This window comes from Actinoplanes sp. NPDC051346 (assembly GCF_040682215.1).
Lineage (GTDB): Bacteria > Actinomycetota > Actinomycetes > Mycobacteriales > Micromonosporaceae > Actinoplanes.
Genome location: NZ_JBFBAJ010000001.1, coordinates 29,523 through 41,458, shown reverse-complemented (window position 1 = coordinate 41,458; position 11,936 = coordinate 29,523). Strand labels below are relative to the sequence as shown.

The window sequence follows — 11,936 nt, the reverse complement described above, 5'->3', positions numbered from 1 at the left end:
CGCGCGCGGAGGCGGCGTGCGACACTGTGTGCCACCACAAAAGCGTTCGTTCGGGAGGACCTCGTGGCAGAAGAGCCGGTTTACGCACCTGACCAGCTCAAGCCGGGCAACCGCAAGTCGGCCCGGATCGGCGCGCTGGGAACGGCGGTCATCCTGTTGTCGATGCTGTGGGGAAACCACGAGGGCAACACCGAGAACATCTGGCTCATCGGTACGGCGGCGATGCTGGTCCTGATCGTGCTGGGTGACGTGGTCCTGCGCCGCAACGGCCTCAAGCCGAACGACCAGTAGCCCCTCAACGCGCGAAGGCCCGCTCTCCCCGTTGATGGGAGGCGGGCCTTTTTCGCGGACTCAGCGTAGTCACCGCAGGTGTAGCAGGATGTCCTTCACCTCGCGCAGGGCGGCGTCGACCTCGGCCTCGAAGTAGCCACCCGGAACCAGCCCGAACTGCAGCGTGTCGAGCTCGTTCTCGGGCACCGGCATCGGGCCCCGGCCGGTCATGGCCTGCATGATGCTCTCGAAGAGGCGGTCGACCTGCGCGGGGTCGTACCCGCTGCCGAAGCGCCGCGGCTGGAAGGTGCGACGGAGCTGGTCCACCCGGTAGAGCTCGGGGCTGCCACCCTGTCCTCCCCCGGGCCCGCCGCCCATCGGCGGTCCGCTCATCGGCGGGCCGCCCATCGGGGGACCGCTCATCGGCGGGCCACTCATCGGGGCCGGGCCGCCGAAGCCGCCTCGGTCGCGCTCCGGCATGCGGATCTCGGCGGTCATGTCGGGCTTTCCGTGCCGGCCCGGCTCGAACTGCTCGTAGCCGCCCGTGTCGTAGCCCTGCGGCCCCGCCGGCCGCTGCGGCATCTGCTGCTGGCCGTAGCCCGTCGGCTCGTCGTAGCGCCCGTACGGATCCGGCGCCGGCATCTGCTGCCGCTGCGGCATCTGCTGCGGCTGCATGCGGTCGTCCTGCGCGTACGGGTCGCGGGCGTACTGGTCGTCGCGCGGGTACTGATCACCGCGGGCGAACTGGTCGTCTCGCGCGTACTGATCGTCGCGGGCGAACTGGTGGTCGTCGCGGACCGGGGCGGCGAGCCGCTCGGTCGGCGGAGCGGACCGGCCCATCGTCTGGCTCATCCGGTCGGCGGGCATGGCGCCGCCGCGCATCGGCTCGGGCTGCATGCGGGCCTCCGGGGCCCGGCCGCCACGGTCCTCGAACTCGGCGAGCTGCCGCTCCACCCGGTCGAGGTGCAGGTCGACCTGCCACTCGTCGTAACCGCCGAACCGCACGCGGAAGACGACGTCGTGCACCTCTTGGGCGCCGACGGGCGCGCCGGACTGCTCGCCGGCGAGGGTGGCCTCGACCCGGTCGAGGAAGGCGTCCACCTCGTCAACCTTGTAGCCGCGGCGCAGTGCGCGACGGCGGAAACGCTGCCCCTGACTCGTCACAACGTCTCCCAAATTCGCGTCCGCTGGGAACCGGCCCCAGTCATCGTGCCACCTCCGCGTCGGCGGCGGCGCCCCCAGCGTCCACCACCGTCAGCTCGCTTGCGGCCAGCTGGCCGCACGCACCGTCGATCTCCCGCCCCCGCGTGTCGCGGACCGTGGTCGAGATGCCCGCCTCGCGCAGCCGGCGGACGAACTCGCGCTCCACCGGCTTGGGGCTGGCGTCCCACCGGCTGCCCGGCGTCGGGTTGAGCGGGATCAGGTTCACATGCGCCAGCTTGCCGTGCAGGAGCCTGCCGAGCAGGTCGGCACGCCAGGACTGATCGTTTACGTCCCTGATCAGGGCGTACTCGATGGAGATCCGACGACCGGTCTGCGCCGCGTAGTCGAACGCGGCATCGAGCACCTCGGCCACCTTCCAACGCTGGTTGACGGGCACAAGCTCATCGCGCAGATCATCATCGGGGGCGTGCAGGGACAACGCAAGGGTCACAGAAAGCTCTTCGGCGATCAACCGTCGCATTGCGGGCACCAGGCCCACGGTCGAAACGGTGATGTGCCGTTGTGAGAGACCGAGACCCTCCGGCGCGGGGGTGGTGAGGCGGCGCACGGCCTCGATCACCCGCGGGTAGTTGGCGAGCGGCTCACCCATGCCCATGAAGACGACCCGGGACAGCCGTGGCGGCGAGCCGGTGACCGCGCCCGAGGCGGACACACCCGCGAGATAGACGACCTGGTCGACGATCTCGGCCACGGACAGGTTGCGGGTGAGCCCGGCCTGGCCGGTGGCGCAGAACGGGCACGCCATGCCGCAGCCCGCCTGGCTGGACACGCAGGCCGTGATGCGGTCGGGGTAGCCCATGAGCACGCTCTCGACCATCGCGCCGTCGTGCAGCTTCCACAGCGTCTTGCGGGTGGCGCCGTCATCACAGGCCATCTCGCGCTGCGGGGTCAGCAGGGTGGGCAGCAGGACCTCGGTGAGGCGGGCCCGGGTGGCGGCCGGAAGATCGGTCATGGCGGCGGGATCGCGCACCAGCCGGCCGAAGTAGTGGGTGGAGAGCTGCTTGGCCCGGAAGGCGGGTTCGCCGAGGTCGGTGACGGCGGCCTGGCGCCCGGCCAGGTCGAGGTCGGCGAGGTGGCGCGGGGGCATGGCGGGACGACGGCGCGTGGACACCGCGTCCGGGTCGTCAGGGCTGGTCGGGATGACCGGAAGAATCGTCATGGCAGGTCCAGTCTCCCACGTCGGGTACACATGCCTACCCCGGCGGCGCGATGAGGGAGAGCAGCAGGTATGCCGCGGGGACCGCGAACAGGATGGAGTCGAGCCGGTCCATGAGCCCGCCGTGGCCGGGCAACAGGTTGCTCATGTCCTTGACTCCGATGTCGCGCTTGAGCATCGACTCGGCGAGATCACCCGTGACGGCGGCGACGGAGATCACCGCACCGAAGAGCAGACCCCAGCCGAACGAGACGTCGAGCAGGAAGTAGAGCAGGAGGGCGCTGCCGACGGCCGAGGCGGTCACCGAGCCGGCGAAGCCCTCCCAGGACTTCTTGGGGCTGATCGTCGGCGCCATCGGGTGCTTGCCGAAGAACACGCCGGCCGCATACCCGCCGGTGTCGGAAAGAATCACGGCGATGAGCGCGCACAGCACGCGAGAGGGGCCGTCCTTCTCCGGCTCGGCGAGCAGGACGCCGAAGCCCAGCAGGAACGGCACGTAGACGGCGACCAGGGCGGCCGCGGCCAGATCCCGCCGGAAGCCGGTCTTCTCCTCACTGAAGCGCCAGACGAAGGTGGCCAGCAGCGTGGCCACCAGCCCGAGTTGCAGCGCGTCAGGCCCGTAGCGCCAGGCCAGGACGATCATCAGCACGCCGCCGGCGAGGAGCGGTACCAGCGGCGGTCTCGCCCCGGCGACCTTGAGCGCCCGGACCGTCTCCCAGATGCCCACCCCCGCGACGATCACGAGCACGCCGAGGAAGGCGGGCTTCCAGATCACCAGGGAGAGCAGGATGGTCACGCCCAGGCCGACGCCGACGCCGATCGCCGCGGGCAGATTGCGACCCGCCCTGCCCTTCTGCTTCGCCGGCACCGGCTTCCCGTCTCGTCCCGCGCGGCGCCTACCCGGGCCGCGACGGTCGGCTTCCGCGGTGGTCAACTCCCACTCCGCCTGAGAGGTGGAGGTGGCGGCCGTTGGCGCCGCCCAGTCCGGCTCGGCGCCGGTGGGTGCCGCCCACATCGCGGTGGGCGGCCGGGCCTCCTGCCCGAGCCTCTCGGCGGGTGCCTGCCCGTACGGAATCGGGGCGTCTGAGGGTCCTGACGCCCAGCTTCCGGAGGGGTGCCCGCCGCGGGGCTCGGGGTACGTCATCAGACCTCGAGGAGCTCGGCTTCCTTGTGCTTGACCAGCTCGTCGACCACACCGACATAGCGGTGCGTGACGTCGTCCAGCTCCTTCTCGGCGCGCCGGCCGTCGTCCTCGCCGGCCTCGCCGTCCTTGACCAGGCGGTCGAGCTGCTCCTTGGCCTTGCGGCGCACGTTGCGGATCGCCACGCGCCCCTCCTCGGCCTTGTGCCGCGCGACCTTGATCATTTCGCGGCGCCGCTCCTCGGTCATCTGCGGCAGGTGAATGCGCAGCTGAGTGCCCTCGTTGTTGGGGTTCACCCCGAGGTCGGAGTCGCGGATCGCGCGCTCGATCGCCCCGAGCTGGGACGCGTCATAGGGCTTCACGATCACCATGCGCGGCTCGGGCACCCCGACGGACGCCATCTGGGTCACCGGAGTGGGCGCGCCGTAGTAGTCGACAACGATCTTGGAGAACATCGCCGGCGTGGCACGACCCGTACGGATCGCGGCGAACTCCTCCTTGGCGTGCTCGACCGCGCTCTCCATCTTTTCTTCGGCCTCGAAGAGGATCTCGTCGATCACCGCTCCGTCGCCTCCTTGCTTCTGCTGAAATCCGATGGTGGGGGTGGCGCGGAATCACGTGGTGATCAAGGTACCGATCTTCTCGCCGCTGACCGCGCGGACGATGGTCTCTTCGCCCTGGGCTCCGAAGACGAGCATGGGCAGGCCGTTTTCCTCACAGAGGCTGAAAGCGGCCTGGTCCGCCACCCGCAGGCCCTGCTGAAGAACGCCGGCGAAGGTGATGTGATCGATCTTGCGAGCCGCGGGATCGGTACGGGGATCAGCGGTGTACACGCCGTCGACGCCGTTCTTGCTCATCAGCACCAGATCGGCATGGATCTCCAGGGCGCGCTGCGCCGTGACCGTGTCCGTGGAGAAATACGGCATGCCGGCGCCGGCTCCGAAGATGACGACCCGGCCCTTCTCGAGGTGGCGGATGGCACGAAGCGGAATGTACGGCTCCGCGACCTGGGCCATCGTGATCGCGGTCTGCACCCGCGTCTCGATGCCCTCCTTCTCGAGGAAGTCCTGCAGGGCGAGGCAGTTCATGACCGTGCCGAGCATGCCCATGTAGTCGGCGCGGTTGCGGTCCATGCCGCGCTTCTGCAGCTCGGCACCGCGGAAGAAGTTGCCGCCGCCGACGACGACGGCGATCTGCACGCCACGGCGGGTCACCGTGGCGATCTGGCGGGCGATGCCCTGCACGACGTCGGGGTCGACGCCGACCGCACCACCGCCGAAGACCTCGCCGGAGAGCTTGAGGACGACCCGCCGGGGCCGTTCGGGCCGCGGCGCCGGGATCTCGCCCGCCGCGACAGTCTGCTCGGTCACCATCGTCATGCTCGACCCCGCCCTTCCTTCACTGACACCGAGACCTTATGTGACGGGGAGGCCGGGCGCTTGACTCGCGTCCCGACCTCCCGCGCAACGCGCTGTTGGCTGGATTACTCCTGGCCGACCTCGTACCGGACGAAGCGCGTGACCTCGATGCCGGCGTCGGTCGCGACCTGCTTGACCGTCTTCTTGTTGTCGGTGACCGACGGCTGCTCGAGCAGGACGAAGTCCTTGAAGAAGGAGTTCACCCGACCCTCCACGATCTTGGGCAGCGCCTGCTCGGGCTTGCCCTCCTCGCGCGCGGTCTCCTCGGCGATGCGACGCTCGTTCTCGACCGTCTCGGCCGGAACCTCGTCACGGGTGAGGAACTTCGGCCGCATCGCGGCGATCTGCATGCCCACGGCGCGGGCGTCGTCGGCACCGGCCTCGTCGTCCTTGCCGGTGAACTGCACCAGGACGCCGACCTGCGGCGGCAGGTCCTGGGCCTTGCGGTGCAGGTAGACCGCGACGTTGCCGTCGAGCTGCGCGAAGCGGTTGACCACGATCTTCTCGCCGATCTTGGCGGAGAAGTCCTGGACCAGGTCGGCGACGGCACGCCCGTCCTCGAGCGAGGAGCCGAGCAGCGCGGCGGCGTCCGCAGCGTTGATCTTGGCGCCGTGCTCGACCAGCTGCTGACCCAGCGCGACGAAGTCGGTGGTCTTGGCGACGAAGTCCGTCTCGCAGTTCAGCTCGAGCAGCGCGGTGCCGGAGTGGCTGACAATGCCGTTGGCGGCGGTGCGGCTGGCGCGCTTGCCGACGTCCTTGGCACCCTTGATGCGCAGGAACTCGACGGCCTTGTCGAAGTCACCGTCCGACTCCTCGAGCGCCTTCTTGCAGTCCATCATGCCGGCGCCGGTGAGGTCGCGGAGCTTCTTGACGTCCGCGGCGGTGTAGTTGGCCATGGCTCTCTCTTCGATCCTCGGAAATCTCGGGGTCTACGGGCGCCGGCCGCCGTGCGGCGGCCGGCACCGTGAGGAATTACTCCGCGGCGGTCGCGACCGGCTCGGCGGCGGCCGGCTGCTCGGCAGCGGCCGGCTGCTCAGCGGCGGCGGCCGGCTCGGCGTCGTCGGCCTTCTTCTCGGCACCCTCGTAGAGGTCGCGCTCCCACTCGGGCAGCGGCTCGCCGGCGGCGACGGTGGTGGCCTCGGGCTTCGCGTCGGCGTCGCCGCCCCGGCCCCGGCCGGAACGCGCGATCAGACCGTCGGCGACCGCGGTCGCCACGACGCGGGTCAGCAGCTCGGCGGAGCGGATCGCGTCGTCGTTACCCGGGATCGGGAAGTCGACCTCGTCCGGGTCACAGTTGGTGTCGAGCACCGCGATGACCGGAATGCCCAGCTTGCGGGCCTCGTCGACGGCGATGTGCTCCTTCTTGGTGTCGACGACCCAGATCGCCGACGGCACCTTCGTCATGTCCCGCAGACCACCGAGGGTCTTGGTGAGCTTGGTCTTCTCACGGAAGAGCTGAAGGGTCTCCTTCTTGGTGTAACCCGCGGCGGTGCCGGTCAGGTCACCCAGAGCCTCAAGCTCCTTCATGCGCTGCAGACGCTTGTACACCGTCTGGAAGTTGGTGAGCATGCCACCCAGCCAGCGGTGGTTGACGTACGGCTGGCCGACGCGGGTCGCCTGCTCGGCGATCGCCTCCTGAGCCTGCTTCTTGGTGCCGACGAAGAGGATGTGGCCACCCTCGGCGACGGTGTCCCGCACGAAGCTGTACGCCTTCTCGATGTAGTCGAGGGTCTGGCGCAGGTCGATGATGTAGATACCGTTGCGCTCGGTGAAGATGAAGCGCTTCATCTTCGGGTTCCAGCGCCGGGTCTGGTGCCCGAAGTGGACACCGCTCTCAAGCAGCTGGCGCATGGTCACGACGGCCATGGTGAATTGCTCCCTGTAATCCCTGGTTGTCACGCTCACCGGCGGTGGGCGTCCTGGCGCCCGGTCGCCGGCCCGGAGTGGGCCCGAAGCTATTCGGGACCAGGGAGGGCCGTCGCTGACGGCTCATGATCGAACATGGCACTGATCGAACACAGCAGCGGCAGAGGGCGCGCGAGGTCGACCGCGCAGGGCGGTCGCCGTCGACAAGCATACGCCGTGCGCCGCGGTGCTCGCCTCCGGGCTGCTCCGGGGCCGGTTTTGCCGACCGATCGGGCCGATCTGGGGCGGCGCTCAAGCGGGCGCTCGCCGCGTACGCCGTGCGGCACGGAGCGCGCCGGACCGCTGTGAGCCGAATCTCCGCCCACCCGTCAGGGCCGGACTCTCAGGCGCGCGCTCGGCGCCTCCGCCATGCGCCAGCGAAGCCCGCCGGGCCGCTGTGAGCCGAATCTCCGCCGGACTCAGGCGCGCTCGGCGCCTACGCCATGCGCGACCGAGCCCGCCGGGCCGCTGTCAGCCGAATCTCCGCCGGACTCAGGCGGCGCCGAGGCCGGCGGCGAGGAGCAGGATCACACCCACCGGGAGGTAGGCGACGGGCGGGCGCAGCCACGCCTCGAGGCCGGTCGCCCGCCCACCCGCGGCGAGCGAGAACAGGCCGAAACCGGTCAGCGGGAGACCCAGGGTCAGCAGAACACCCGGCACGACACTCCGGGCCGCCGGATCCGCGTCAAAAGCCGTACGGAACAGCAACAGGACGGCGGGGACGAGAAGGATGGCGGTGATGACCGCGAAGATCACGGCGGAGACCGGGCGGCGGGAGCTGTAGACCTTCTCGGGCACACCCCCGAAACGAGAGCCGGCGGCGGCCGTCGGCACCAGGCTCGTCGGCTCGTCACTCGTCGACTCGCCGTAGGAGCCGGCGATCGAAGCCTCGCGCGCGGCGGCGGGGAACTGGGGCGCGGCGGCGGGGAACGGGGGCGCGGCGGGGAACGGGGGCGCGGCGGGAACCGGGGGCGCGGCGGGAGCTTGCGCCGCGGAGGTCCGGGGCGCGGGCGTGAAGCTGGTGGTGGGTGGCGCCTCGGGAACGACCGGGTTGGCACCATATGTGGTGGGCCTCGCGTCGCTGCTCGGTCGGATCGTGGGATATTCGGGACCGCGCACAGGGACCCGGACCACACCGGAATCCGCCGGCGGCAAGGAGTGACTGCCCGAGGCGTACGGATCGGCGGGGCGCTGCTCAGGGAGCCTGAAGCTCCCGCTCGGGCGCTCGTGCACCCCCGAGTCCCACGAACCAGCACTCCGGCTCGGAGCGGTGTAGGAGTCCGTCCCTTCGGCGGGACGCTGTCCCGCGTACCAGCTCGGCTCCGGATCTTCTTCGGCATACCGGCGATGTCCGTCCACGATCTCGCACCGTAGGTCACGCGAACCCGCGGTGCCACCGCTGGACGCCTATCACAACCCCGCCATGACCGTACGGTCATCCACAGTTGCACTCCGTCCACAACCCGGCGCGCGCCGCCACCCGTCCCGGGCCAGGGTGACGGCCATGACGATGCAGAGACGGGCGGTCGGCGCGTACGGCGAACGCCTCGCGGAACGCCACCTCAGCGACCAGGGCCTCACCGTCCTGGCCCGCAACTGGCGCTGCGACCACGGCGAGATCGACCTGATCCTCCGCGACGGCGAGGACGTCGTGTTCTGCGAGGTGAAAACCCGACGCGGCGACGCGTACGGCAGCCCGGCGGAGGCGGTCAACCGCACGAAGGTCCAACGGTTGAGGAAACTCGCGGCCCGCTGGCTGGCGCAGAGCACCCTACGACCGCGCGAGGTCCGCTTCGACGTGGTGTCGGTGACAGCCCAGCCCAAGGGCGCCAGCCGGATCGAGCACCTACGCGCGGCGTTCTGAATGAGCTACGCGAAGGTGCTGTGCGTGGGCCTCGTCGGCCTGGTCGGCCATGTCGTGGAGGTGGAGGCCGATCTCGCTGTCGGCCTGCCGGCCGTCGTCCTCACCGGGCTTCCGGACGCCGCACTCAATGAGGCGAGGGATCGCGTGCGGGCAGCCGTGGTGAACTCCGGCCAACGCTGGCCCAATCGCCGGATCACCGTCAATCTGCGACCAGCGACGCTGCCCAAGCAGGGCAGCGCGTTCGACGTCGCCATTGCCTGCGCTCTACTCGCCGGCGCCGGCGAGCTTCCGTTGGCCCCGATGGAAGGCACGGTGGTCCTAGGCGAACTCGGCCTGGACGGGACCGTCCGTCCGGTCCGTGGCGTGCTGCCGATGGTCGCCGCCGTTTCCAAGGCCGGCCTCTCAAGGGTGATCGTGCCTCTCGAGAACGCGCGCGAGGCGACCATGGTGCCCCGGATCGCCGTCGAAGCGGTGGATTCGCTGCACCGTCTCATTGCTTTTGTTCGCGGCGAGGGGGAACTCCTTCGTCCACCCCCGAAGCCCGTCGAACCCATCGCTGTCGGCCCGGACCTCACCGACGTCGCGGGACAGGAATTCGGCCGATACGCGATCGAGGTGGCAGCAGCCGGGGGTCATCACCTCTCGATGGTGGGACCGCCCGGCGCGGGCAAAACGATGCTCGCCGAAAGGCTGCCTTCGATACTCCCGGAATTGGACGACACCTCAGCCCTCGAAGTCACCGCACTCCAGTCGATAGCCGGAGTTCTCCCTCCAGACGGCAGGCTGGTCAGACGTCCCCCGTTCCAAGCCCCCCACCACAGCGCGAGCCTGGCCGCGCTGGTCGGTGGCGGCTCCGGCATTGCCCGACCGGGCGCGATCTCGCTCGCCCATCGCGGCGTCCTATTCCTCGACGAAACGCCGGAGTTTGCCAACGCCACGCTGCAGGCCCTGCGTCAACCACTGGAGAACGGAAAGGTCGTGCTTGCGAGAGCCCGGGGCACCACCGAGTATCCGGCCCGTGTCCAAGTCGTCCTGGCAGCAAATCCATGTCCGTGCGCCGCTCCCGCGGGCGAGCAGTTCTGCCAGTGCACCGCGGTGGTCAGGCGTCGCTACTTGAACAAGCTCTCCGGCCCACTTCTCGATCGCATCGACATCCAGATCAAACTTCAGCCGATCCGTGCGGCCCAGCTGATGACGCCAACGGCTCCCGCCGAGCCCTCCGCAATAGTCGCGGAACGCGTCGCCACGGCCAGAGCCGCCGCCGCGTCTCGCTGGGCGGCGGACGGGTGGCGAGTCAACGCGGAGGTTCCCGGGCCGCATCTGCGAAGGCCGCCCTGGCGTCTGCCGTCCAGGACCACCAGCGCGCTTAGGGCAGGCCTGGATCGCGGATCGCTCTCGGCCCGAGGTTTCGACCGCATTATCCGGCTCGCCTGGACCATCGCCGACCTCGACGGACGCAACAGCCCGAACGGCTCCGACGTGGACGAAGCCGCCCAATTGAGAATGGGGGAAGCGCATGACCGTCACGCCACGACTTGAGCGCGATGGGCACGGCGACCGGCCGAGCGATGAGGCCGACCGGCTGGCGCGGATCGCGCTCACCTGGTTGGCCGAACCCGGCAACCGGATCATCTGGCACCTCGTGCGGGCCCACGGCGCCGAGGCAACGCTTCAGCGGGTGATCAGCGGCGACATAGCCGAGGTCCCATTGCGTACGGCCGTAGCCTCGCGCTCGAGATCAGGGGATCCGCGGCGGGTCGCCGAGTTCGCCCTGGACCGCGCGCGACGGCTCGGCGCCCGCGTGGTCGTGCCCTCCGACGACGATTGGCCTACCGGCGTTCAGTCGCTGGAGACGCTCGAACTGGACCTCGGCGGCCGGATCAACCGGGACGTCCGCCCGCCGCTGTGTCTCTGGGTGCGGGGTTCACGGCCGCTGAGCGACGCTTTCGAACGATCTGTGGCGGTCGTCGGGGCGCGGGCTGCCACGCCGTACGGCCTGCGTGTCACCGCTGATCTCGCGTACGGGCTCTCCGAGCAGGAGTGGACGGTCGTCTCCGGCGGGGCGTTCGGGATCGACGCCGCCGCTCACCGGGCGACGCTGGCGGCGGGCGGGTTCACGGTCGCGGTGCTGGCGTGCGGCGTCGACCGGCCGTACCCGATGGGAAACGCCGCCCTGTTCGAGCAGATCGCGGAAAGCGGGCTGTTGATGAGCGAGTGGCCGCCGGGTGCGGAGCCGCTCAGGCACCGCTTCTTGATCCGCAACCGCGTCATCGCCGCGGCCACGGCCGGCACGGTCGTCGTCGAGGCCGCCGCCCGCAGCGGTGCCGTGCAGACGATGAGCCGGGTGGTGGCGCTGAACCGGCGGGCCATGGTCGTACCCGGTCCGGTCACCTCGGCGATGTCCGTCGGCTGCCACGAGCTGCTGCGCAGATATCCGCAGACGCGCCTGGTGACGGGCGTGGCGCACGTACTCGACGAGGTCGGCCGGATCGGCGAATATCTGGCGGAACCGGCTCGGGGCGGTGACCACGTCCGCGACAGCCTCGACGAGGAGGCGGCCCTGGTCCTGGAGGCGGTGCCGCGCCGGGGAACGACCGGGCCCGAGCAACTGGCGGCGAGGGCGGGCCTGGGACTACGCACGGTGCTGCGGCGACTGTCGCTCTTGGAGCTCAAAGGCCTGGTGGTACGCCGGGAGGGCGGGATCGCCCTGGCGGCGTTGGCCAGGACGCCGGTCACCCGCACCCATGCTCCACCACCAACGCGGTCGCCGAACTGACCTGGTCGGGCCGCACCGCCCTGCGAGACGTGCGTGAGCACGGCCGCAGGCAGTGCGTTGCACAGCCGCAGGCAGTGCGTTGCACAGCCGCAGGCAGTGCGTTGCACAGCCGCAGGCAGTGCGTTGCACAGCCGCAGGCAGTGCGTTGCACAGCCGCAGGCAGTGCGTTGCACAGCCGCAGG

At 70.2% G+C, this 11,936-nt stretch carries 12 protein-coding genes; 4 read left to right on the top strand and 8 right to left on the bottom strand.

Annotated features, from left to right (window positions below):
* The first annotated feature begins 63 nt into the window (after window positions 1–63).
* Window positions 64–291, top strand: a complete 228-nt coding sequence (locus tag AB0M36_RS00200) for a DUF2631 domain-containing protein (RefSeq protein ID WP_364150051.1) — start codon at window positions 64–66, stop codon at window positions 289–291.
* Between the two features lie 69 nt (window positions 292–360).
* Here the strand turns inward: AB0M36_RS00200 and AB0M36_RS00195 are convergent, their stop codons facing one another.
* From AB0M36_RS00195 to AB0M36_RS00160, 8 genes are all read right to left on the bottom strand, one after another.
* Window positions 361–1,434, bottom strand: a complete 1,074-nt coding sequence (locus tag AB0M36_RS00195) for a DivIVA domain-containing protein (RefSeq protein ID WP_364150048.1) — start codon at window positions 1,432–1,434, stop codon at window positions 361–363.
* Between the two features lie 40 nt (window positions 1,435–1,474).
* Entirely contained in the window at window positions 1,475–2,653 is a 1,179-nt protein-coding gene (gene rlmN / locus AB0M36_RS00190) for a 23S rRNA (adenine(2503)-C(2))-methyltransferase RlmN (protein WP_364150045.1), read from the bottom strand.
* A gap of 34 nt (window positions 2,654–2,687) precedes the next feature.
* The gene (locus AB0M36_RS00185) at window positions 2,688–3,794 is read right to left on the bottom strand and encodes a phosphatidate cytidylyltransferase (protein ID WP_364150042.1); all 1,107 of its coding nucleotides are present in this window, start codon (window positions 3,792–3,794) and stop codon (window positions 2,688–2,690) included.
* The gene (gene frr / locus AB0M36_RS00180) at window positions 3,794–4,351 is read right to left on the bottom strand and encodes a ribosome recycling factor (RefSeq protein ID WP_364150039.1); all 558 of its coding nucleotides are present in this window, start codon (window positions 4,349–4,351) and stop codon (window positions 3,794–3,796) included. The genes AB0M36_RS00185 and frr overlap by 1 nt, the downstream gene beginning before the upstream one ends.
* A gap of 54 nt (window positions 4,352–4,405) precedes the next feature.
* On the bottom strand, window positions 4,406–5,170 hold the full coding sequence (pyrH, locus tag AB0M36_RS00175) for a UMP kinase (protein ID WP_364150036.1): 765 nt from the start codon (window positions 5,168–5,170) through the stop codon (window positions 4,406–4,408).
* A gap of 104 nt (window positions 5,171–5,274) precedes the next feature.
* On the bottom strand, window positions 5,275–6,105 hold the full coding sequence (tsf, locus tag AB0M36_RS00170; RefSeq protein ID WP_364150033.1) for a translation elongation factor Ts: 831 nt from the start codon (window positions 6,103–6,105) through the stop codon (window positions 5,275–5,277).
* A 76-nt stretch (window positions 6,106–6,181) separates the two neighbouring features.
* Entirely contained in the window at window positions 6,182–7,075 is an 894-nt protein-coding gene (gene rpsB / locus AB0M36_RS00165) for a 30S ribosomal protein S2 (protein WP_364150030.1), read from the bottom strand.
* Window positions 7,076–7,606: 531 nt separating this feature from the next.
* Window positions 7,607–8,248: a hypothetical protein gene (locus tag AB0M36_RS00160; RefSeq protein ID WP_364150027.1), complete on the bottom strand. Its 642-nt coding sequence runs from the start codon at window positions 8,246–8,248 to the stop codon at window positions 7,607–7,609.
* A 370-nt stretch (window positions 8,249–8,618) separates the two neighbouring features.
* Between AB0M36_RS00160 and AB0M36_RS00155 the strand changes: the two genes are divergently transcribed.
* The 3 genes from AB0M36_RS00155 to dprA are packed head-to-tail and all read left to right on the top strand — an operon-like array spanning window position 8,619 to window position 11,754.
* Window positions 8,619–8,978 (top strand): YraN family protein, encoded by a 360-nt coding sequence (locus tag AB0M36_RS00155; protein WP_364150025.1) that lies wholly within the window; start codon window positions 8,619–8,621, stop codon window positions 8,976–8,978.
* Complete coding sequence (locus tag AB0M36_RS00150; protein WP_364150022.1) at window positions 8,979–10,517, top strand: YifB family Mg chelatase-like AAA ATPase; 1,539 nt, start codon at window positions 8,979–8,981, stop codon at window positions 10,515–10,517.
* On the top strand, window positions 10,495–11,754 hold the full coding sequence (dprA, locus tag AB0M36_RS00145; RefSeq protein ID WP_364150019.1) for a DNA-processing protein DprA: 1,260 nt from the start codon (window positions 10,495–10,497) through the stop codon (window positions 11,752–11,754). The genes AB0M36_RS00150 and dprA overlap by 23 nt, the downstream gene beginning before the upstream one ends.
* Window positions 11,755–11,936 lie beyond the last annotated feature (182 nt).